The sequence below is a fragment of the Aeromonas sp. R2-4 genome (assembly GCF_040908365.1).
GTDB classification, from domain to species: Bacteria; Pseudomonadota; Gammaproteobacteria; order Enterobacterales; family Aeromonadaceae; genus Aeromonas; species Aeromonas veronii.
Window position 1 is genome coordinate 1 of sequence record NZ_JBFODO010000012.1, and the last position, 21,582, is coordinate 21,582.

General features: G+C 60.7%; 14 protein-coding genes and 2 tRNA genes. 2 read left to right on the forward strand and 14 right to left on the reverse strand.

Annotated features, from left to right (window positions below):
- The 3 genes from AB5Z05_RS04360 to astB form a co-directional block, all read right to left on the reverse strand.
- Positions 1–85 (reverse strand) — tRNA-Tyr (locus AB5Z05_RS04360).
- Between the two features lie 38 nt (positions 86–123).
- Positions 124–208, reverse strand: a tRNA-Tyr gene (locus AB5Z05_RS04365).
- 241 nt (positions 209–449) lie between these two features.
- A complete protein-coding gene (gene astB, locus AB5Z05_RS04370; RefSeq protein WP_368150228.1) occupies positions 450–1,787 on the reverse strand; it encodes an N-succinylarginine dihydrolase in 1,338 nt (445 codons plus the stop codon).
- A 355-nt stretch (positions 1,788–2,142) separates the two neighbouring features.
- Here astB and topA point away from each other — a divergent pair, with 355 nt between their 5' ends.
- Together topA and AB5Z05_RS04380 are read left to right on the forward strand one after the other, a co-directional pair.
- Positions 2,143–4,764: a type I DNA topoisomerase gene (gene topA, locus AB5Z05_RS04375; protein WP_106842764.1), complete on the forward strand. Its 2,622-nt coding sequence runs from the start codon at positions 2,143–2,145 to the stop codon at positions 4,762–4,764.
- A gap of 108 nt (positions 4,765–4,872) precedes the next feature.
- Entirely contained in the window at positions 4,873–5,037 is a 165-nt protein-coding gene (locus AB5Z05_RS04380; RefSeq protein ID WP_005334891.1) for a hypothetical protein, read from the forward strand.
- 16 nt (positions 5,038–5,053) lie between these two features.
- On the opposite strand, the gene AB5Z05_RS04385 is transcribed toward AB5Z05_RS04380, so the two are convergent.
- The 11 genes from AB5Z05_RS04385 to AB5Z05_RS04435 all read right to left on the reverse strand — a co-directional run bounded on the left by AB5Z05_RS04385 (position 5,054) and on the right by AB5Z05_RS04435 (position 21,388).
- Entirely contained in the window at positions 5,054–5,410 is a 357-nt protein-coding gene (locus AB5Z05_RS04385; RefSeq protein WP_368150230.1) for an MGMT family protein, read from the reverse strand.
- A gap of 66 nt (positions 5,411–5,476) precedes the next feature.
- Positions 5,477–7,030: a methyl-accepting chemotaxis protein gene (locus tag AB5Z05_RS04390; protein ID WP_368150232.1), complete on the reverse strand. Its 1,554-nt coding sequence runs from the start codon at positions 7,028–7,030 to the stop codon at positions 5,477–5,479.
- Positions 7,031–7,242: 212 nt separating this feature from the next.
- Complete coding sequence (locus AB5Z05_RS04395) at positions 7,243–9,108, reverse strand: beta-N-acetylhexosaminidase (protein WP_368150234.1); 1,866 nt, start codon at positions 9,106–9,108, stop codon at positions 7,243–7,245.
- On the reverse strand, positions 9,093–9,965 hold the full coding sequence (locus AB5Z05_RS04400; RefSeq protein WP_368150236.1) for a BadF/BadG/BcrA/BcrD ATPase family protein: 873 nt from the start codon (positions 9,963–9,965) through the stop codon (positions 9,093–9,095). The genes AB5Z05_RS04395 and AB5Z05_RS04400 overlap by 16 nt, the downstream gene beginning before the upstream one ends.
- Entirely contained in the window at positions 9,958–11,691 is a 1,734-nt protein-coding gene (locus AB5Z05_RS04405) for a glycoside hydrolase family 9 protein (protein ID WP_368150238.1), read from the reverse strand. Before AB5Z05_RS04405 ends, AB5Z05_RS04400 begins: the two co-directional genes overlap by 8 nt.
- 114 nt (positions 11,692–11,805) lie before the next feature.
- Positions 11,806–12,798: an ABC transporter ATP-binding protein gene (locus tag AB5Z05_RS04410; RefSeq protein WP_005353824.1), complete on the reverse strand. Its 993-nt coding sequence runs from the start codon at positions 12,796–12,798 to the stop codon at positions 11,806–11,808.
- An 11-nt stretch (positions 12,799–12,809) separates the two neighbouring features.
- The gene (locus AB5Z05_RS04415) at positions 12,810–13,829 is read right to left on the reverse strand and encodes an ABC transporter ATP-binding protein (RefSeq protein WP_005362143.1); all 1,020 of its coding nucleotides are present in this window, start codon (positions 13,827–13,829) and stop codon (positions 12,810–12,812) included.
- Positions 13,826–14,746: an ABC transporter permease gene (locus AB5Z05_RS04420; protein WP_335874758.1), complete on the reverse strand. Its 921-nt coding sequence runs from the start codon at positions 14,744–14,746 to the stop codon at positions 13,826–13,828. The genes AB5Z05_RS04415 and AB5Z05_RS04420 overlap by 4 nt, the downstream gene beginning before the upstream one ends.
- A gap of 1 nt (position 14,747) precedes the next feature.
- The gene (locus AB5Z05_RS04425; RefSeq protein ID WP_005353818.1) at positions 14,748–15,731 is read right to left on the reverse strand and encodes an ABC transporter permease; all 984 of its coding nucleotides are present in this window, start codon (positions 15,729–15,731) and stop codon (positions 14,748–14,750) included.
- A 118-nt stretch (positions 15,732–15,849) separates the two neighbouring features.
- Complete coding sequence (locus AB5Z05_RS04430) at positions 15,850–17,535, reverse strand: ABC transporter substrate-binding protein (protein WP_069528672.1); 1,686 nt, start codon at positions 17,533–17,535, stop codon at positions 15,850–15,852.
- A 415-nt stretch (positions 17,536–17,950) separates the two neighbouring features.
- Positions 17,951–21,388, reverse strand: coding sequence for an ATP-binding protein (locus tag AB5Z05_RS04435; protein WP_368150241.1), 3,438 nt, complete (start codon positions 21,386–21,388; stop codon positions 17,951–17,953).
- Positions 21,389–21,582 lie beyond the last annotated feature (194 nt).

The following is a 21,582-nucleotide window of genomic DNA, read 5'->3' on the forward strand; positions in this document are numbered from 1 at the left end:
TGGTGGAGGGAGAAGGATTCGAACCTTCGAAGGCAGAGCCGTCAGATTTACAGTCTGATCCCTTTGGCCGCTCGGGAACCCCTCCACGGGGTATTTCCTGATTGTCACTACTTTGCACTTGAATGGTGGAGGGAGAAGGATTCGAACCTTCGAAGGCAGAGCCGTCAGATTTACAGTCTGATCCCTTTGGCCGCTCGGGAACCCCTCCCCAAGTGCGAGGCGCATACTATCAGATCCAGAGGCTTTGTGAACCCCTTGATTAGGCATCTGGCAGTAAAAAATGACTGTTCGTCGATTTTTTGATACATCCAGCTCAAAATTCAAGCTTATCAGCAAGTTGTGCGCTGCTTTTCTGCACAAAACAGCATCCGTGCAAGTTGGCGATCGCGCTGAAGAGAAGGCCGATAGCAGAAGACCGCCAGCGTTGGCGGTCTTCCCGGGCATCACATTTAGCGTTGGAACGGGTAGACCGAACCCAGTTTCAGGATCTGGGTCAGTTCGTCCAGTGCGCCACGGGACTCCTGCACCAGTGACGGATCCCGCAGGTCATCGAGGGTCAGGCGGTCGCGGTAGTGGCGATCGACCCAGCCATCGAGACGGGCAAACTGGCTGTCGTTGATAAGGCAGGCCGGATTGACCGCAGCGAGTTCTTGATCGTTCATGGCAACCCGCAGTCGCAGGCAGGCGGGGCCTCCACCATTGCGCATGCTCTGTTTTACATCCATATAGTGGACTGCCTTGATCGGGGTCTCCTGCGTCAGCAGCTTGCCGAGATAGGCCGACACAGCCGGATTGTCGCGGCACTCGGTGGGGGCGATGATGGCCATCTCGCCGCTCGGCAGGGTGAGGATCTGGGTGTTGAACAGGTAGGATTTCACCGCATCCAGCACGGATACCTCGGCGGTCGGCACTTCGATAAAGTGCAAATCCCCCTCGCCAAACTTGCCGCTGATCTCGGTCAGTACCGATTCGGTGTTGAGGAACGCTTGCTGGTGGAAGAAGAGCACGTTCTGGTTGCCCACCGCGATCACGTCGTTGTGGAATACCCCCTGATCGATCACCTCCGGGTTTTGCTGAATAAACACCACGCTCTCCTCGCCAAGGCCATGCAGGCGGGCGATGGCCTGGCTTGCCTCCAGAGTCTGGCGGGCCGGGTAGCGCTTCGGCGCCGGGCGGGAGTAGTCAAAGGCGCTGCGGCCATAGACAAACAGCTCGACCCCCGCCTCGCCATAGGCGCGGCAGAGGCGGGTATGGTTAGCTGCCCCCTCGTCGCCGAAGTGGTCATTTTCCGGTAGATGGAGGTGGTGGCTGAAGTGGCGATCATTGTTGAACACGGCGCGCAGGATGTGACCTGTGACGTCCGGCTCCAGGGAGCGGTGAAACTTGTTGGTCAGGTTGGCGGGGGTGAAGTGAATGCGGCCATCCTGAGTATCGGCACTGGGGGAGACGGTGGCGGCGTTGGCGGTCCACATGCTGGAGGCCGAATAGCACGCGGCCAGTACGGCAGGAGCCTGTTTGGCGGCCTGCTCCAGCACCCGGGCATCGTTGCCGGTGAAGCCTAGGCGGCGCAGGGTGGCGAGATCGGGACGCTCTTGTGGCGCCAGTACCCCCTGGGTCATGCCAAGCTCGGTCAGCGCCTTCATCTTGCGCAGCCCCTGTTTGGCGGCCTCTTTCGGATTGGAAGCCTCCTGGGCATTGCTCTGGGAGGCAACGTTGCCGTAGGAGAGGCCAGCATAGTTATGAGTCGGGCCGACCAGACCGTCGAAATTGACCTCGAAGTGCTTCATTGAGTACATCCTTTCGATTTTTATGATGGGTAGCGGTTCCTTCCGCGCACAATGCGTCGGGGTTGGGCCATTATAAAGAGATTTTATGTTTTTGTAACAAGCCGGTAACCAGCAGACGTTTTTATGTCGTTTCAGATATAAAAAGAGGGGCGGTATGGCAGAAAATTGAAAAAGCGGTTGCGTCCTGCCTGTTGCCTTCGCATTAATAAATAAAGAAGCAATAAAAGAAGCCGTGTGGTTCGGGCTGGTCAGGCAAATTTGCTCACAAGATTGCTTTTTCGCGCCAAATCTCTTATACAGCCCCACAAAACCGCACACCAACCCCGTCGGGTGCAATGAGGATAATAGTTACAGCATGGGCAAATCACTGGTCATAGTGGAGTCTCCGGCCAAGGCCAAGACGATCAACAAATATCTGGGCAAGGACTACGTGGTGAAATCCAGCGTGGGTCATGTTCGCGATCTGCCCACCAGCGGCAGCGCCAGCACCGAGCCCAAGAAACCTGTCATTCGCGGCATCAAGTTGAGCGAATCCGAGAAGGCTGCCAAGGATCGCAAGGCCCTGTTTGCCCGGATGGGTATCAATCCGACCGCTGGCTGGCAGGCTAACTACCAGATTTTGCCCGGCAAGGAGAAGGTGGTCAGCGAGTTGCAAAGTCTGGCCGAGAAAGCCGACACCATCTATCTCGCAACCGACTTGGATAGAGAAGGAGAAGCGATCGCCTGGCACCTGCGCGAGATCATCGGTGGCGATGACAGCCGCTACAAGCGCGTGGTGTTCAACGAGATCACCAAGAGCGCCATCAAGGAGGCGTTCGCCCAGCCGTCCGAACTCAATATTGACCGCGTCAATGCCCAGCAGGCCCGTCGTTTCCTCGACCGTGTGGTGGGTTACATGGTCTCCCCGCTGCTGTGGAAAAAGCTTGCCCGCGGTCTCTCCGCCGGTCGGGTACAGTCCGTTGCGGTGCGTCTCATCGTCGATAAAGAGCGCGAAATCAAGGCGTTCGTTCCGGTCGAGTTCTGGGATCTCAATGCCGACCTGCTGACCGGTGACAAGGCTGATCTGCGGATGGAAGTGGTCAGCCGCAACGGTGCCGACTTCAAGCCGGTGACCCAGGCCGAGACCTTCGCCGCCGTGGCGGCCCTGGAAGGGGTCGACTACAAGGTGGTGAACCGGGAAGACAAGCCGACCGGCTCCAAGCCGTCCGCGCCGTTTATCACCTCTACCCTGCAGCAGGCGGCCTCTACCCGGCTGAGCTTCGGGGTCAAGAAGACCATGATGATGGCCCAGCGTCTCTATGAAGCGGGTTACATCACCTATATGCGTACCGACTCCACCAACCTCAGCAAAGAGGCGGTTGAGGCGGTGCGTGAATATATCGGCGAGCAGTATGGCGCGGCCTATCTGCCAGCCGAACCGAATCTGTATGGCGCCAAGGCCAATGCTCAGGAAGCGCACGAGGCGATCCGTCCCTCCAACGTACAGGTGACTGCCGAGATGCTGGAAGGGATGGAGCCGGATGCCATGCGTCTGTACGACCTCATCTGGCGTCAGTTCGTTGCTTGCCAGATGACCCCTGCTCAGTACGACTCCTCCACCCTGACCGTCAAGGCGGGTGAGTTCGAGCTCAAGGCCCGTGGTCGTACCCTGCGCTTCGCCGGTTGGACCAAGGCGCTGCCGCCTATGGGTCGCAAGGGCGAAGATAGTCAGCTGCCGGCGGTGACCGTTGGCGAGGTGCTGAAGCTGATCAAGCTGGATCCGCGCCAGCACTTCACCAAGCCGCCTGCCCGTTTCACTGAAGCTGCGCTGGTGCGCGAGCTGGAAAAACGCGGCATCGGCCGTCCGTCAACCTACGCCTCCATCATCTCCACCATCGTTGATCGCGGTTATGTGCGGGTCGAGAGCCGCCGTTTCTTCGCCGAGAAGATGGGCGAGATCGTCACCGATCGTTTGGTGGAGAACTTCGTCGAGCTGATGAACTACGAGTTCACCGCCAAGATGGAAGACAAGCTCGATGGCATCGCCGAAGGGAGCCTGGAGTGGAAGAAGGTGCTGGACGCCTTCTACGCCGAGTTTACCCAGGAGCTGGAGAAGGCTGACAAGGCGCCCGAAGAGGGCGGCATGCGTGCCAACCAGATGGTGATGACCGACATCGACTGCCCGGATTGCGGCCGCAAGATGGGTATTCGTACCGCCACCACCGGCGTGTTCCTCGGCTGCTCCGGCTATGCCTTGCCGCCGAAAGAGCGCTGCAAGAAGACCATCAACCTGGTCTCTGCCGACGAGTTTGTCTCCGCCACTGACGGCGAAGAGGCGGAAACCGAAGCGCTGCGCGCCAAGCACCGCTGCGGTGTCTGTGGTACAGCGATGGATGCCTACATCATCGATGACAGCCGCAAGCTGCACGTCTGTGGTCGCAACCCGGACTGCGATGGCTACGAGATCGAGAAGGGCCAGTTCAAGCTCAAGGGCTACGAAGGGCCGAGCATCGAGTGCGACCGTTGCGGAGCCGAGATGCAGCTCAAGAACGGCCGTTTCGGCAAGTACATGGGCTGCACCAACGAGACCTGCAAGAACACTCGCAAGATCCTGAAAAATGGCGACATCGCGCCGCCGAAGGAGGATCCGGTGCCGCTGCCGGAGCTCAAGTGCACCCAGTCCGATGCCCACTTTGTGCTGCGTGACGGGGCTGCCGGTCTGTTCCTGGCGGCCAGCAACTTCCCCAAATCCCGCGAGACCCGCGCGCCGCTGGTGGAAGAGCTCAAGCGCTTCAAGGATCGCATCTCCGCCAAGCACAAGTATCTGGCCGGTGCCCCGCTCACCGATCCGGACGGCAACCCCGCTATTGTGCGCTTCAGTCGCAAGACCAAGGAGCAGTACGTGATGAGCGAGGTCAACGGCAAGGCGACCGGTTGGACCGCTCACTACGACAACGGTACCTGGCAAGAGAGTTTGCCAAAGGCTAAAAAAGCCTGATGAAAAGAGGCCCCGATAAGGGGCCTCTTTGCTTATGGATAGCGGTATACTGAGACAGCTGCAAGGAGTGCAGCTGTCGTCAATCGCGAAGTAGACAAGGAGGTTGAGATGGAGATTAACGAGATCCGGCCAGGCATGAGCTGCATGACCCGGGAAGGGGCGGCCTATGTGCTGGAGGTTGACCGGCAGAGCCTGCTGGTGCTGCTGCAGCGCGCGGATGAGACCATACCGGTGCAGGTGCGCAGCGACGAGATCCTGGCGCCGCTGGAGTGATCCGGCTGTGCTCCCCTCAAAAGGGCAGTAGAAAAAGCAGCTCGGCCAGATCGGGCTGCCATTGCCACTCCTTCATTCTGACCCGCCCACCGATCACTACGACGCCTTCTTGCTGCAGACGCCCAATCTGTTCGGCAAAGCCTGGCGATCCTTTCGGTAACGAGATGGTGCCCGCTGCGCCCAGCACCCGATGCCACGGCAGTACCTTGTCGGTTTCCCGCAGCACCTTGCCCACCAGTCTTGCCCGTCCGGGCAGCCCGGCCAGATCGGCCACCTGACCATAGCTGACCACCCGGCCTGCCGGGATCAGGGCGATGATCGCTTCGATACGGGCAGTTTTGTTCAATGGGGGTGGACTTGGTTCAATGCTCATAGACCCGATTCGTCAAAAACAACAGAAGCGCCATTGTGGCGCTTCTGTCATGAGGCTGGCAATGATTCAGCCGAAGGTCTGGCTAAGCCCCTTCAGTTGCTTGGCCCGTTCCAGCAGGGCCTGGCTGGAGTGATCGACATCCAGCATCTTCTGACTGTTGGCGTGGGAGTACTCGGAGATCTGGTGGATGCTGCGGCTGATCTCCTCCACGACCGCTTGTTGTTGCTCTGCAGCGGTGGCGATCTGGGTGGAGTGTTCGGTGACCAGCTCTATCTCTGCCAGCACGGTATGGAGGCTGCTGGCGCCCTGGCGGGTCATCTCGGCACATGCGTGGGTCTGTTGCAGGTTCTCCTGCATCATCCCCTTCCAGCGTCCCAGCGTGTGCTGGATCTGCTTGATGCTGCCCTGGATCTGCTCAGTCGCCTTGTGGGTGCGGGTCGATAGAGTACGCACCTCGTCTGCGACCACTGCAAAACCACGGCCCTGCTCCCCGGCGCGAGCGGCTTCGATGGCAGCGTTGAGGGCCAGCAGGTTAGTCTGCTCGGCGATGCCCTGGATCTCGCCCATGACACTGCCAATCCGTTCGGATTCGCTGGCGAGCTCCACTGCAGAGTTGAACGCCAGCTCAGCCTGTTTGGCGAGCTGTTCGATCTGTTGCTCGGTCTGGTTCAACTGCTGGTTGGTTTGTTCACAACGATTGCGAGCTTCGTTGACCTGACCGTTGGAGTCCTGAATGTTGCGGGCGATCTCGTGAGCTGTGTTGGCCATCTGAGTCATAGCCGTAGCCATCTGCTGGGTCTGGGCATCTTGCTCGTTGATATCGAGACAGGCTTGATGAGAGGCCTGCTTCAAATTGATGGCCAGGGTTTGCAGAGGTGCCGTGGCATCGTTGATCCTCCCCAAAACGGTTCGGATGCGGGCCTGCAGCATCTTGATATGAAAATCGGCAATGGCGCCGGGGTTATCACCGGAGTAGACCAGCCGGGTCAGACTGTCATATTCACGGCCCAGCTGCTGCAGATAGTGGGGCAGGGCAAAGAGCTCGCGCCAGTAGGCTCCGCCAAGAAGCAACAGGGGCAGCAGCATCAGCAGGACGGTCATGGCCCCTTGGCTGGCGAAGGTCCAGCCCATCAGGCCGAGCAGCAGCAGGGTAATGGCCGGGGTGCGTACTTTGGCAAGAGAGGGGAGGTTGCTGCTGTTGCCGCGCTCGGCCTTGAGCAGGGCTTGGTAGGTCTGAGCGGCGATGCGCTTGAATTGTGGCTCGGGTTTGCAGCGTACCGACTGGTAGCCGCTGATCCTGTTGCCTTCATAGATGGGGGTCACATAGGCATCTACCCAGTAATAACGGCCATCCTTGCAGCGGTTTTTTACCATACCGCGCCAGGGTTTGCCCTCCTTGAGGCGGGCCCAGAGATCGGCGAAGGCGGCCTTGGGCATGTCGGGGTGGCGCACCAGATTGTGGTTGTGTCCCACCAGTTCATCGACCGAGTAGCCTGCGATGTCGCAGAAGGCAGGGTTGGCGTAGGTGATCACCCCGCGCAGGTCAGTGGTGGAGACCAGTTGTACGTCGGCAGGAAACTCCACTTCGCTATCCAGGGTATGGACATCTCTGCGGGCCATAGGAATACGCTCCGATGTTCTTGTTGATAATGTTGTCGTTGTTATTGTGGCAGATCTGGAGGTGGCCGCAGGCTCGCGCCAGCAGGAGGCAGACCAGCTTCATTGGGGGCTGGATTTTGCCAATAATGGCGTATGAATGGTAGGGGGAAGTTGATGTTTTGTTGGCTAATCGTAAAAAAGGCGGCCGATTGGCCGCCAAAGTAGAGACAACATTACCTCTGTGGCATCCGGTAGCGCACCTGCAACTGATCGAGGATCTGCAGCTGACCCGGCAGGCGGGCGGCGAAGTGCTCCCAGCCCTTGTGAGCGGGATCGCTCCAGGCCACCTCGGCCGTGGCCAGCATACGCGGGAACAACATGTAGTCGAGACGATCACGGCTGGTGATCAATTCTGACCACAAGGGGCTCAGCACCCCGAGGATGTTATCGTTGGCATGGAAATCGGCTGGGGCAGGGTCACACGCGTAGATCTGCTCCAGATTGAGGGTCCCCGCCCAGTAGAGGCCGGGTTCATGAATATCGGCGCTCCATGCCAGATCCAGATAGAGGAACTGGGCGGGCGCCATCACCACAGGATAACCGGCTGCGGCAGCATCCAGCCCCGCCTGAAAGCTGGTCCAGGCACAGATGGCCGCTTTGCGGCTCACCTTGTCGCCATGCAGGATCTCCTCCCAGCCGATCATCTGTTTGCCTCTGGCGGCCAGATAGCGCTGGCAGTGGCGCAGCAGATGGCCCTGCAGCTCGCGGCAGTCGGCGTAGCCCTGCTCGACCATCAGCTGCTGGCAGGCGGGGCTGTCGGTCCAGACCCCGGTCGGCACCTCGTCACCCCCCATGTGGATCTGCGGGCCGGGAAAGAGCTCGCATACCTCGTCCAGCACAGCCTCCAGAAAGCGGTAGGTGCCGGGCAGGGCGGGGTTGAGCACGTTGTCATCGAAATGCTGGACCGAGCGGTAGCGGGAGTGATCCGCCGTTTCGATCAGCAACTCGGGCAGCGCTTTGATGGCGGCGTGGCAGTGGCCCGGAATGTCGATCTCGGGAATGACGGTGATGCCGAGTTCACCGGCATAGCTCACCAGCTCTTTCACCTCGCTCTGGGTGTAGTAGCCGCCATAGGGTTCGGCACCGCCGCTGAGCTGGGGGCCGATCGCCAGATCGTGGCCGCGCCAGGCACCTACGTCGGTCAGTGCCGGGAAGGCCTTGATCTCGAGTCGCCACCCCTCGTCATCGGTCAGATGCCAGTGGAAGCGGTTGAACTTGTAGAGGCTCATCAGCTTGAGCAGACGCTTGATGGTGGCCGGGGCGTGGAAGTGGCGGGCGCAATCGAGAAAAATGCCGCGAAAGCCAAAGCGCGGGGCATCCTCCAGCGTGATGCAGGGCAGGCTCTCCCCATGTTGCAGATACCACTGGGCCAGAGTCACCAGCCCATGGCGCCAGCCCGCTTCGTCGGCGGCGGCAATTACCACCTCCTGCGGCGTGATGGTGAGTTGGTAGGCTTCGGGTGCCAGTTTGGTCTCGGTCAGCCGGATTTCTGCGTCGTGATCCTGCTCCAGTGCCAGCGACGTCAGCTCGTTAAAGTGGGCCAGCAATTTCGGCACATCGCGGGGGGCGCTGACATGAGCCCGCTCGGCCAGCCGGAAGTTCCCCTCCAGCAGTACCAGATGGGCCGGTTGCGGCACTATACCGGGCAGGGGCTCGACATCCGGCAGATCGGGGCGGGTTACCGGCGGGTTCTCCAGTCCGAGATCCTGAGCAGCCAGCGTCACCGGCAGCAGCTGGGCACCCGTGGTCGCCTCCGGCAGGCTGAGAAAGAAGCCCTGCGGCATGTCGGAGAGCTTCTTGATGGGCGTCTGGCGGCAGCAAAAGCGCAGCTCGCAGCTGTCAGCGTTCGGGACAATCACCTTGTAGCTGCCGCTCTGGCGCTCCAGCTCGCCCCCTTGCAAGGAGTCGGGGTCGATATGGCGAGCCAGACAGAAGTGCAGCTTCCACCGGGTATCCGGCATGCGGGATAGGGTGAAGGTGAACCAGACATCCTCGCCGTCACGTCGGGCGACCTGGGTGTGGATCAGGGGTGTAGACATGGAAAATCCTCTGATTGGGCAAACAGGATGGCGCCATCGAGCGCATCTGCCTGGGGGGGGATCAGGTTGAGCTGGCCGAGACGGGGAGCGAGGCGGGTGCCAATCCCCCCCAGCAGGGCGATCTGTCTGGCACCAAGCTGGGTCATTCCCTCCAGCAGGATCCGCAGCTGTTCGCAGGTTTCGTCCAGCAGCTGATTGGCGAGCTCGTCACCATCGCTGGCGGCGTCGAATACCCAGGGGGCAAAGTGGCCATAGTCCGCCGGAATGGCGCGGGTGGCCCAACGTACCACTTCGGCCTGATCCCGCTTGAAGCGGTCCATCAGGCGGATGGCGAGGGTGCTGGGGGGCAGAATGCCGTCGTGGCAGAGCAGGGATTGCTGGATGGCGCGCAGCCCCAGCCAGGCGCCGCTACCTATGTCTGAAATGGGGAAGCCGCGGCCGGAGCAGGTGCGGATCTGCCCCTCCTGATAGACCAGCCCCACCGAGCCGGTACCGGCGATCAGAATGGCTCCCTCACGGCCGCCAAAGGCGCCGAGGCAGGCACCGAAGGCATCGGAGGTGAGCCTGACGCTGGCGAAGGGGAAGGGCATCTCGAGCAGGGCGTGATAGCAGTCGGCCAGCTCGGCGGAGGCGAGCGCCAGCCCGACCCCCATCTGCTGTTCACACTCGATAGCGATCCCGGCGGCAAGGCGGGCACTGGCGATGGCGGCCAGCACATTGGCGTGGGCATGGGGGATGCCCAGCTCCAGATTGGAGCCGGCCGCGCGCCCCTCTCCGAGCAGCTTGCCCGCCCGATCCCGAATGCGGGCGCGGGTGTGGGTGCCCCCGCCATCGACGCCGACCCAGAACTCAATCATGGCGACCTCCCTGCTCATTTCGAGCACTCAGGGCGCTCTGCCAGCTGATGGCAAGGGCAAACCAGGCTGCGTGGGGGATCCACTGCTCGCCCCAGCGCCAGTTCTGATCCAGCCGATCCTGATACTCCTCCGGAATAAAGGCCACGTCGTTTTCGTCATCAAACCCGGCGGTGATGCCGTTGCAGATCCCCCCCTGCGCATTGGGATACCCAGCGGTATAGGCGGGGTTGTTGATGCCGTGGCCCGCCAGCATGCAGGCGTTGAAGGGGTTTTGCCCGAGGATCCAGTCGAGCTGGCGCTGGCCATAAGTGAGCAGCGGCTGGCTCTGGCGGGGGAAGTGGCGGGCGCCAGCAAAGGCCATGGTCGCCAGAGACGCGAGGCGGGCGTTCTCCCCCTGCCACCAGTAACCGGATTCGTTGTTGTGGGGCATAAAGAAGCTGACGCGCGGCGCTTCATCCACCCCTTTGACATATTGGCGGGCGAGGGAGAAGGGGTTGCCCGCGCGGGCGCAGAGCGCCAGCTCGGCGGCCAGCGCCTGCTCCACTACGGTTTGTGCTTGGGCCTTGTGCTCCTGCTCCGGCTCTACGCCCAGATATTCCAGCAGCGCCAGCACCGGCAGACCCGCCTCAGCGGCGTGGTAGTAGGGGCGCGAGCCATCCTCGTTGGCCGACCAGTAGTGACCCAGCTCCGAATGAGGGCGCTGGCGGGCACAGAGCTTGCTGGCGCGGGCTCTCGCCTCATTCAGCCACTCGGCGCCGAAGGTGCGGGTCAGCTCCACCGCTGCCAGCAGGGCGCAGTAATCGTCGATGATGTTCTCGACCCCGTCATCAAGGTAGGCAAGGTTGTGCTCACGCAGATGCAGGTAGCCGCGTTTGGCCGCCTCGGCGTAGCGGCTGGCATCGAAGTCGCCGCTGACGCTCTCGCGGGCGGCGCGGGCCAGCGCGGCGATAGCCATGCCGCCCCCTTGGCGAAAACCCGCCTGCCAGTTGGCGGACTTGAGCCCCTGTTGGGTGGCATAGGCGCACAGCTCGCGCTGGGCAGGGTCCTTGCTCCACTTGTCGAACAGGGTCATATAGAAGAAGCCCGACTCATCCTGCATCCGGCAGAGGAAATCGGCGCCGTGCAGCGCCTCGTCATTGAGCCGCTTGCAGAGGTTCACTCCGTCGATATCGCGGCGCGGGGCCAGCAGTTCCCGGCACTTGAGCAGGGCCCACACCACCATGGGGGTCTGCTGGGGGTTGAGGTAGTTGGCGTAGGAGAGGTGGCTCAGGTACTTGCTCATGTCGCCGCTGGCATCGAACCAGCCGCCGTGCACATCTTTGTGCTGGTCGGTGCCAAACAGGCGGGCGTTGCGGTCGGCTCGATCGAAGGTGCCGCTGGCGCGCTGGCCCTTGAAGTAGTGGATGACATCGGAGAGACAGCGGCTGGCCAGCAGATCCTGGCCGATGGCAAAACGGGTCGAGCGGACTATGCCTTGGGCAGTGATCGCCTCCAGCCGATAGTGGCCGGGCTCCTTGAAGGCGGAGAAGTCGGCGCGCCAGTAAGCGCGCCCTTGCCAGCCTGGGACGCTGCCAGCCGGTTGCAGCGGGGTTTCAAACAGGATCTGGCCATCATCGAGGCGTTGCAGCCTGACATAGCCGCCGAGATCAGGGGCGGGGGAGGTTTGCAACAGGGCGACCTTGTGTCCGTCGCACTCGTAGCCCACCTGATTGATCAAGAGTTCCATCAACTTCTTACTCCTGTGGTTCACCGCCGGGCGGTGAGGCACATCACGGGGCTGTGGCCGCCCCGTATCGAGGCATGGCCGGACAGGGTTGTCCGGCCGGTCTAAGGCTCACCCTCACTCGTAGAGGTAGCAGCGCACGAAGTGGTTGTCGGCAAGCTTGGTGATGGGGGGCAGCGCCTCCTTGCAGCGGGGCATCGCCTGATTGCAGCGCCCGGCAAAGGGGCAACCGCAGGATTCCGGCGTCCAGAGCGGGATCTCCCCCTTGCGGCCTCCCTCCAACTCGGCGTGGATGCTTTTCTCAGGGTCGGGCACCGCCGAGATAAGCAGCTGGGTGTAGGGGTGCTGCGGGTGGTGCAGGATTTCGTCCACCTCGCCCCACTCCACCATGTGCCCCACATACATGACCGCCAGATCTTCCGCCACATAGCGGGCGGTGGCGATGTCGTGGGTGATGTAGAGCATGGAGACGCCGAGCTCATTCTTCATCTGCTCCATCAGGTTGAGGATGCCGATGCGAATGGAGACGTCGAGCATGGAGGTGGGTTCGTCCGCCAGCACTACCTCTGCTTCCACCGCCAGATTGCGGGCGATGTTGACCCGCTGGCGCTGGCCGCCGGAGAGCTGGTGCGGATACTTGGCCGCCGTTGCCTTGGCGGGGGTCAGGCCGACCTTCTCCAGCAGGGCGTAGACCATGTCGGGCAGCTCTTTCTTGTCGATCACCTTGCTGTGCAGCAGCAGGGGGCGGGCGATGTGGTGATAGATGGTGTGGGTCGGGTTGAGCGAACCGAACGGATCTTGCCACACCATCTGCACGCTCTGGCGATAGTCCAGCAGGGCGGTGCCCTTGTTGAACTCCTCCAGATCGTGGCCGCGATAGAGGATGCGCCCGGCACTGAGCTTGTACATCTTGGCGATGATCTTGGCGATGGTGCTCTTGCCGGAGCCCGACTCCCCGACCACCGCCAGGGCGCGGCCCCGGTGCAGGTTGAAGGTGATGTCGGAGAGCGCCCGCATCTTGCCACTCTTGATGGCATTGGAGTTGATGGGGAAGTCCTTGTAGAGGTGCTGGACTTCGATGATGGGTGCATCGGTTTTGGCGATTTGCATGACAGACATCCTTAACAGCCAGCGGCCTTGTCCAGATAGATCACGGAATCTTGTTGCAGTCCCTGCTCCTCATAGAGGTGGCAGGCGGTCTGTTGCCCGGGGCGGATCTCGGCCAATCTGGTGTACTCCTGACGGCAACGATCGTGCACCTTGCCGCAGCGGGCCTGAAAGCGGCAGCCGACCGGCACCTCCAGCAGGTTGAGCGGGGTGCCCGGGATCCCTTCCAGCACCTTCTTCGGCCCGTGCAGGGGCGGGAAGGAGTTGCCGAGCCCTCTGGTATAGGGATGCAGCGGCGCGGTCAGGATCGCCTTGGAGGGGGCGACCTCCACCAGTTCACCGGCATACATGATGCCGATGCGATCGCAGAACTCCACCATCAGGGAGAGGTCGTGGGTGATGAACAGAATGGAGAAGTTGAACTTCTCTTTCAGGGCATAGACCTTCTGCAGGATCTCCCGCTGTACCACTACATCGAGCGCCGTGGTTGGCTCATCCATGATGAGCAGCTCGGGGTTGAGCGCCATGGCGATGGCAATCACCAGCCGCTGGCGCATGCCGCCGGAGAACTGGTGCGGGTAATCCTTGAGCCGGCTCGGGTGGATATCGACGATGGTGAGCAGCTCCTGGGCGCGCTTGATCGCCTCGTAACGGGTCATGCCGGGGTTGTGGGCCAGCAGCACGTCGCAGAACTGCTCCTCCATCCGCAACACAGGGTTCAGGGCGTTCATGGCGGACTGGAACACCACCGACACCTGTTGCCAGCGGTAGGAGCGCAGCCGCTCGTCACCGTAGTGGAGTATGTTCTCCCCCTTGAACAGGATCTCGCCACCGCTGATGTAGGCGGGCGGCTTGTGCAGCCGGGCCACCGAGAAGGCGACGGTGGATTTGCCGCAGCCCGACTCACCGGCGAGACCGAAGATCTCGCCCTGTCTGATATCGAAGCTCACCGAGTTGACGGCGCGCACGTCGCCATTTTCGGTGATGTAGTCGACGCAAAGATTGCGTACTGACAGCAGGGGATGCTTGTTCATGCTGTCTTCTCCTGTGCGGCAGAGAGTGGTGTGGCGACCGGGGTGGCAAGTTTCTTCCAGCGGCTCAACCCTTTGTGGGAGCGCAGCTGCGGGTTGGCAATCTCGTCGATGGCGAAGTTGAGCAGGGCCAGACCGGCACCCAGGGTGGCGATGGCGAAGCAGGGAGCCAGGATCTCCCACCAGGCGCCGACCAGAATGGCGCTGGAGGTCTGGGCGTTGTAGAGCATGATGCCCCAACTCACCACGGTCGGGTCGCCGAGGCCGAGGAACTCCAGGGTCGCTTCGGTGACGATGGCGTAGATGATGGAGCCGATGAAGCTCACCCCGATGATGGAGATGAGGTTGGGCAGGATCTCCACCAGAATGATGCGCCAGGCCGGCTCACCCAGCACTTCAGCGGCGATGACGAACTCTTTCTCGCGCAGGGCCAGGGTCTGGGCGCGGATGACCCGCGCGCCATAGGCCCACGAGGTCAACCCGATTATCACGGCAATCACCGTCGGTGACGCCTCCCCGATAAAGCTCGCCAGCACCAGTAGCAAGGGGAGGTTGGGGATCACCAGCACCACGTTCATCAGGAAGGTGAGGCACTCATCCACCAGACCGCCGAAGTAACCGGCGGTGATGCCGATGGCGACGGCCAGGGTGCAGACCAGCAGGCCAGCGCTGAAGCCCACCAGCAGCGAGATACGGGCGCCGTTGGTGAACTGGGCCCAGATGTCGTGGCCCATGCGGGTGGACCCCATCACGAACTCGGCACTGGGCGGCTGGTGCGGGCGAGCCACCCGTTTGGTCGGCTCGTTGCTGGCCAGAATGGGGGCAAAGAGGGCCATCAGTACGAAGGCAACCACGATGGCGAGGCCACAGGCAGCCTTCTTGTTGCCCAGCAGGATTTTGAGAATGGTCGGCATACGCATCTTATTTGCCTCCTGTACGCAGACGGGGATCCAGGAAGACGTAGAGCACATCGGCCAGGAAGTTGAAGCTGAGCATGGTGATGGTCATGATGAGCAGCTGCCCCTGAATGAGCGGGTAGTCGCGGGCCAGAATGCCCTGATAGAGGGTCAGGCCCAGGCCGGGATAGTTGAAGATCACCTCGGTGATGAGGGAGCCACCGATGACGAAACCGAGCGCCATGGAGAGGGCGGTGACGCTGGGCAGAATGGCGTTGCGAGCGCCGTAGTTGAAGATCACCCGGTTGCTGGAGAGCCCCTTGGCCTTGGCCATGGTGATGTAATCCTCGCCCAGCAGATTGATCATGTTGTTGCGCATGGTGATGAGAAAGCCCCCCACCTGCACCACGGCCAGGGTCAGCACCGGCATGATGGCGTGGGTCATGATGCTCTTGATGTGCTCCCAGCCCCAGTCAGCCTTGATCTCCGGGCTGTAGGCGTAGCCGATGGGCAGCCACTCGAGGCTGACCCCGAACAGGAACAGGGCGAGCAGGGAGACCACCACCGGCGGAATGGCCTGCATCACCAGGGTGAGCGGGGAGAGAATGCTGTCCATCCGGCCGCCGCGATACCAGGCGGCGAAGATGCCGACGATGGAACCGATGGAGAAGCTCAGGATGGTGGAGGTGCCGACCAGAAACAGGGTCCAGCCGATGGCACGGCCCAGCACGTCAGAGACCTGCTGTGGGTAGAAGCGCACCGAGGTGCCGAGATCCCAGGTGAAGACACTCTTCACATAGGTGAGAAACTGGGTACCGATGGGGCCGTCGACAAAGCCGAAGGTGGCTTTGAGGGCTTCCAGGGCGGCGGGTTCCATCATGGCGCCAGCGCGGGCAAACATCACGGAGACAGGATCCCCTGGCATGGCACGGGGTAACAGGAAGTTGATGGTGGCGGCTACCAGAAAGGCAACCAGGTAGAAGGAAAAGCGTCTCAGTATGAATCCCATGATGGTACCTTTTACTGCAAGTCTGCCCCGCGTCGGGTATAGCTACCCCAACCCCGGCAAAGCTGGGCAAGAAGGGGATTAACGGGGAAGATGGCCCCCCGCAGGGGGCCGGGATTGTTTAGCTGTTTGGCTTGAGGGACAACACGTGCAGCAGACGCTCAGGGGTGTCCGGGTGGAGCTGAGGTTTGGCTACCGGGTTATCAGCACTGAACCAGCCGTTGAAGCGCTTGGTGCTGTACTCATACCAGGTCGGGTTGTTGAAGACCGGAATGATGGTCTGGTTGGCACCAACACGATCCTGGATGGCGAACATGATCTCCTTCTGCTTGGCCGCATCGGCGGTCTGGGTGAAGTCATCGATCAGCTTGTCGAGTTCGGGGTCCTTGTAACGGGGCGCGGCGAAGCGGTTGCCACGGTCACCCATGTTGCGGGAGTGGAACGCGGTCTCGAAGTACTTGTGCGGGTTGGCACCGGCAAAGTAACCCTGCAGGGCGACATCGAAGTCACCGGTGATCAGGTTCTCGGTCCAGACGGTCGCTTCCGGAGTCGCGGTCTTGGCGTTCAGGCCCAGCGCCTGCAGCCCTTCTACACCAATCTGAACTGTGTTGACCCAGTCGGTCCAGCCGTTCGGTACCAGTACCTTGAACTCGATCTTTTTGCAGCTCGGGGTGTCGAGGAACTTGTCGCCGTCACAATCCTTGTAGCCTGCCTCTTTCAGCAGGGCCTTGGCCCCTTCCAGATCGAACTTGTTGTACTTGCCGTACTTCTTGTCCACTTCCGGGTTGTTCCAGGAGTCAAAGGCTTTGCCCAGACCTGACGGGTACTCGTTGACGGTGGGGTAGCCGTAGCCCGCGATATCCACCATGGACTGGCGGTCCATCGCCATGGAGAAGGCGCGGCGGAAGTTGATGTCGTTGAAGGCTTCGTTATTGCCCGGGTTCTTGGTCTGGAAGTTGACGTTGAACGCCACGGTACCGGAGGCCGGGAACCAGTATTTGTTGTTCTTCGGATCGTTGCCGACGTAGAGGCGCTCGATATCCGGCACGAAGGAGCCGAACCAGTCGATGTCACCCTTCATGACAGCCGCCAGCACCTGGTCGTTGGTGGCCATCTGTGGCATGCGGATACAGTCGATGGCGAGGTTGGCGTTATCCCAGTAGTGCGGGTTGCGGCACTGGGTGTAGAGCTGGGCAGAGAAGTTGTCCACTTCGGTGAAGGGGCCAGTACCAACCGGCTTGTCGTTGGTGAAGGCAACCGGATCTTTCACCGATTTCCACTGATGCTCCGGCACGATAGGTACCAGCACCAGATCATTCACCACGTTGGTGTTGACCTCGGTCAGGTCGAATTTGACCTTGTTGGGGGCCAACTTCTCGACGCTCTTGATCTGGGTCCAGATTGAGCGCTCATCCAGCGCCTTGTTGGCCTTGACCAGATTGAAGGAGAAGATGATGTCATCGGCATCAAAGGCTTCGCCGTCAGACCACTTCACGCCGTCACGCAGATCGAAGGTGACGGATTTCAGGTCATCGCTGAACGCATAGTTGGTGGCCAGACGATAGACGGGTTTGCCACCCTGCATATCGTTGAAGATCACCAGCGGTTCATAGATGAAGTGACGGGTGGTGTGCAGCAAGCCCGCTTGCAGGAAGGGGTTGAAGTTCTTGACCCAGGCGGTTTCCTGCTGTGCGACCATGGTCAGCACGGTTTTGTTATCTGCGGCCATGGCGTTACCGGCGGCACCGGCAAGCATCATGGTTCCCAGCATTACAGCGGTAGAGATTTTGGATACTTTGGCAAGCATATGTTTTCCTTTCTTATTTTTTGGCATTCCCGAGGGTTCGCCTTGTTTTGTGTGAGCACCGGTTTCGCATGCTGATGAAATCGGCCCTCTGTGTTGGTCAGGTGTCTAACCTTTGTCGTTCTGTTTTCCAACGCCCTAAGCAAACCAGAATTAACAGGAAAACAACAACTATTGATTTCGTTGTTTTCGTAAAAATTGACGGTGTTACGTCAATCTCGTCAAAATGCTTTTTTATCTGTTTAGAATCATTAGTTTGCGTTATTTGCTCTCGCGTAGAAAGTGGCTGTGAAAATGGCGTATATGACAAATTTGTGAATTGGATCTGCTCTCGGTTTCGGGGTCGGGCGGGGCTTTGTTTTGCAGAAAAAGAAACCAGATTGCCAATTGTGATCCGGCGCCCGTTTAGGGCGCCGTGTCACGGCTTGCGGTTGGCGAGCTGGCGCAGGGTCTGGGCGCTGTGCTGCAACTGCTGGCGCTGGTGGTCATTGAGCGGGCAGTGGCCCAGCACATACTCGGTGGTGGCCACTACCGTCTTCCAGCGTGGCGACTTGGGCAGGGTGTCCAGACTCAGGTATTTGTCGAGGGTGCGGGTCTGCGGGCTGGATCTGTCCATATAGACCCGCCACAGCTTGCTCTTCTCTGCCAGCACGATTTTGCCCTTGCCGGTCCCCTGCTGCCAGGCATCCAGGGTGAGCTGCATGGTCTCTACCAGCGCACGGCGCAGCGGCTCGTCATCCTGCTGGCGAATGAGGTCGTCGGCCAGCGAACGGAACTCGCCACCCAGGCGGCTCAGCTCGCCCAGCAGCTGTTCATCTTCGATGATGGCTTGCCGCGAGAGGTTCTTGAGGGCGTTCTCCAGCGCCATTATACGGTTCTCATCCTGACGCTGTTCGGTACTCAGAGTGAGGGCGAAGGCGGCCTGTCCTCCGAGCGCGATAGGCAGGGCACGGGCGTTGAGCACATCTTTTTGCCCGGCCACCAGAAACTCCAGATTGTGTTCCCGCTCGCTGGCAAGGTCGGGCCACTGCTGTTGCAGCGGGGTGGCGAGCCACTCATTGAGGGGCTGACCCTCCATGGCTTCCGGCTCCTGTCCCAGCAGGCGTGCCAGCACCCGGGAGGCAAACAGCACAGTGCCCTGCTCGTCGATAAAGATTATGGGGTCGGCCCCTTCGCCGAGCAGGGCCAGCAGCCTCTGCTGATCCTGATGCAGCCGATCCTGCAGGGTGAGGCGATGTTCGATCTCCTGCTTCAATAGCCGGTTCTCTACCAGCGAGGCGCGTCCGGCCTTGGCCTCGAGCAGTGCCTTGACCCGGGCAAACAGCTCCTCCTTGCAGAAGGGTTTGACCAGATAGTCGTTGGCACCGGCCCCGAAGCCCTCCTCGATATCCTTGGGTTGGTTAAGGGCGGTGAGCAGCAGCACCGGCAGCATATCTTTCGGGTGCTGCTGGCGCAGGCGGCGGCAGACGTCAAAACCGGAAAGGGTCGGCATCATCACATCGAGCAGGATGAGGTCCACCGGCTCATCGGCCAGCTTGGCCAGCGCATCGTGGCCGTCACTGCTGGGCAGGATGCGGTAGCCGCAGGGCTGCAGCAGATGGCGCAGGATGTGCAGGTTTATGGGCTCGTCATCCACCACCAGAATGAGCGGCGCATCCTCGGGGGGAGGGGGCAGATCGTCGCTCTCCCAGTCCGGCAGGATCAGCGGTTGCTGGCGCACCAGCTGATGCTCGATCTGGCGGCTGTCGAGAGTCAGATTGGCCGCTTTGCCAGTGGCAAGGGGCAGGGTAAAGGCGAAGGTCGAGCCAACGCTCGGCTCGCTCTCGACAAACAGCTCGCCCCCCATCAGGTGCACCAGCTGGCGGGTGATGGAGAGGCCAAGACCAGCCCCCTGTTTGCTCACCTCCGGGCTCATCTGCACCAGCGGCTCGAAGATATGTTCCAGATGGTCGGGGGCGATGCCGATGCCGGTATCCGTGACCTTGATGCGCAGGAAGTTGTTCTCGACGATGGCACTGAGCACCACCTTGCCCTGCGGCGTGTACTTGATGGCGTTGCCCACCAGGTTGTAGAGCACCTGTTCGAGCCGTTGCTCGTCGGCCAGCACCGGCGGCAGTTCGGCCGGGCTGATATCCACCAGAGTGAGGGGTTTGGCCTGTACCAGATGCTGGCAGAGATCCAGCACCAGCCGGATCACCCCTTTTGATGAGACGGGCTGGGAGTGGATCTCCAGCTGGCCGTAGCGCATCTGGTGGTAGTCCAGCAGATCGTCAACCAGACGGGCCAAGCCGTCTGCACTCTTGATGATGAGCCCGAGCTGCTTTTGCTGCCCTTCGGTCAAATCCTGCTGGCTGGCGAGCATCGACTCTGCCATCCCCTTGATGCCGTGAATGGGGGTGCGCAGCTCGTGGGAGGTGTTGGCCAGCAGTTCATCCTTGAGTTTGTCCGCCTGCTGCAGGCTGAGGTTCTGCTTGTGGGTCAGCTTGACCTGCTGTTGCAGCTCCTGGGTCTGCTGTTCGATCAGTTCGATCTTGTCCTTCACCGAGCGCTGCATATGGCGAAACGCCTCGGCCAGCCGGTCGATATCATCGCCGGTGCGCTCGATGGCGATGGGGTGATCCAGCGCGCCGTCGGCCACCTGCTCGGCTGCTTCGGTCAGGGATCGCAGCGGCGCCGTGATGGAGTGGGAGAGCCAGCGGGAGAAGAGGATCAGCAGCAGTACCGAGCCCGCACCCAGCACAATCACCAGAGTTTCCAGCTGGCGGATCGGGGCATAGGCTTCCCGGGTGGATATCTCGGCAATAAAGGCCCACTCGGTATCGAACACCTTCACCTGGGTGTAGGCAGCCAGCACCTCGTCATCCTGATAGGAGTGGAACAGCCCGACCCCCTGCTCGCCGGAGAGCGTCTTGGTGATGAGGGGCGTTTGCAGCGGCCGGAAATTGGGGCTGAAGCTGTTCTCGACGCTAAACTCCGGCGCCAGCCAGGCATCGGCGCGCATCCGCTTGTCGGGGCCGATCAGGATGGTCTCGCCGGTTTCGCCCAGCCCCTCCCGCTCTGCCATGATCTGGTTGAGCTTGTCCGGCAGCAGCTCGAAAATCACCACACCGCGCACATAGTCGTATTGCATCACGGGGGCCGCCATGTAGGCGACCACCTGCCCAGTCAGCTCGTTGCGGCCAAAATCGGTGAATTCGAAGATCTGCTGCGGTTTCTGACCACCATCGAGGCGGCGTTTGATCTTGGCAAAGGTCTGGCCCAAGCCACTGCCCTGATAGGGGCCGGAGAGCAGATTGGTGGCAAAGTTAGGGTGCTTGGTGACCGAATAGACCACATCACCGTTGAGGTCCACCAGAAAGATGTCGCTGTAGTTGGACTTGCGCACCATGTCGGCATAGCCGCGATGAAAGCGCTGGTGCACCCGGCCATACATCTCGTCGGCGAGGATCAGCGCCGTGATGGAGGGTTCGATCTCTACTTGACTGTCCGGTTTGCGCAGTTGATCCCAGGAGCCTGGCAGATAGCGGGCCTGGGCACGGCTGCGGGCCTCCTGCGGTGTGGTGCCCAACTTCTCGAAGGCGCCGGTAAAGCCATAGAAACGGCCGATACTGTTGCCGGCAAAATCCTGCTGGGAGAAGTTGATGATCTGCTCTTTGAGGTTGTTGAAGTAATCCTCGAGCTGACTCTTCTTGATATTACGGACGGAGACCAAATGGTTGGAGGTCTGGGTGGTGAGATCCTTGCCGTGGCTGTATAGGAAGAAGAGGGTGATGACCAAAAAGGGCACCATGCCCAACATGAAAAAAGCCAGCATTAACTGCGGCCTGAGCCCACGAAGCGTGAAGATCCATTTCATCTTGTGATTTTCAATTGAGAATCCGGTTATTAAGCCGCTCAAGTCTCGAACGAAAGCGTAATCATTTCAACGACTTTATCCCAAATTCGCTTGGTGGGTCACAGCTGGCTGGAGAAAAATGCAGCAAGGCGTTTAAACCCTGAGCAAACAGTTTGCATCAGGGCTTAAATTGCGAAAAAGGGGTTGTGCTGGCG

What these genes read in the sequence shown, in the direction of transcription:
- AB5Z05_RS04420 (WP_335874758.1), bottom strand. Translation starts at nt 14,746, where the DNA reads ATGCGTATGCCGACCATTCTCAAAATCCTGCTGGGCAACAAGAAGGCT.
- AB5Z05_RS04380 (WP_005334891.1), top strand. Translation starts at nt 4,873, where the DNA reads ATGGAGATTAACGAGATCCGGCCAGGCATGAGCTGCATGACCCGGGAA.
- topA (WP_106842764.1), top strand. Translation starts at nt 2,143, where the DNA reads ATGGGCAAATCACTGGTCATAGTGGAGTCTCCGGCCAAGGCCAAGACG.
- AB5Z05_RS04415 (WP_005362143.1), bottom strand. Translation starts at nt 13,829, where the DNA reads ATGAACAAGCATCCCCTGCTGTCAGTACGCAATCTTTGCGTCGACTAC.
- AB5Z05_RS04395 (WP_368150234.1), bottom strand. Translation starts at nt 9,108, where the DNA reads ATGTCTACACCCCTGATCCACACCCAGGTCGCCCGACGTGACGGCGAG.
- AB5Z05_RS04435 (WP_368150241.1), bottom strand. Translation starts at nt 21,388, where the DNA reads ATGAAATGGATCTTCACGCTTCGTGGGCTCAGGCCGCAGTTAATGCTG.
- AB5Z05_RS04390 (WP_368150232.1), bottom strand. Translation starts at nt 7,030, where the DNA reads ATGGCCCGCAGAGATGTCCATACCCTGGATAGCGAAGTGGAGTTTCCT.
- AB5Z05_RS04430 (WP_069528672.1), bottom strand. Translation starts at nt 17,535, where the DNA reads ATGCTTGCCAAAGTATCCAAAATCTCTACCGCTGTAATGCTGGGAACC.
- AB5Z05_RS04400 (WP_368150236.1), bottom strand. Translation starts at nt 9,965, where the DNA reads ATGATTGAGTTCTGGGTCGGCGTCGATGGCGGGGGCACCCACACCCGC.
- AB5Z05_RS04425 (WP_005353818.1), bottom strand. Translation starts at nt 15,731, where the DNA reads ATGGGATTCATACTGAGACGCTTTTCCTTCTACCTGGTTGCCTTTCTG.
- AB5Z05_RS04405 (WP_368150238.1), bottom strand. Translation starts at nt 11,691, where the DNA reads ATGGAACTCTTGATCAATCAGGTGGGCTACGAGTGCGACGGACACAAG.
- AB5Z05_RS04410 (WP_005353824.1), bottom strand. Translation starts at nt 12,798, where the DNA reads ATGCAAATCGCCAAAACCGATGCACCCATCATCGAAGTCCAGCACCTC.
- AB5Z05_RS04385 (WP_368150230.1), bottom strand. Translation starts at nt 5,410, where the DNA reads ATGAGCATTGAACCAAGTCCACCCCCATTGAACAAAACTGCCCGTATC.
- astB (WP_368150228.1), bottom strand. Translation starts at nt 1,787, where the DNA reads ATGAAGCACTTCGAGGTCAATTTCGACGGTCTGGTCGGCCCGACTCAT.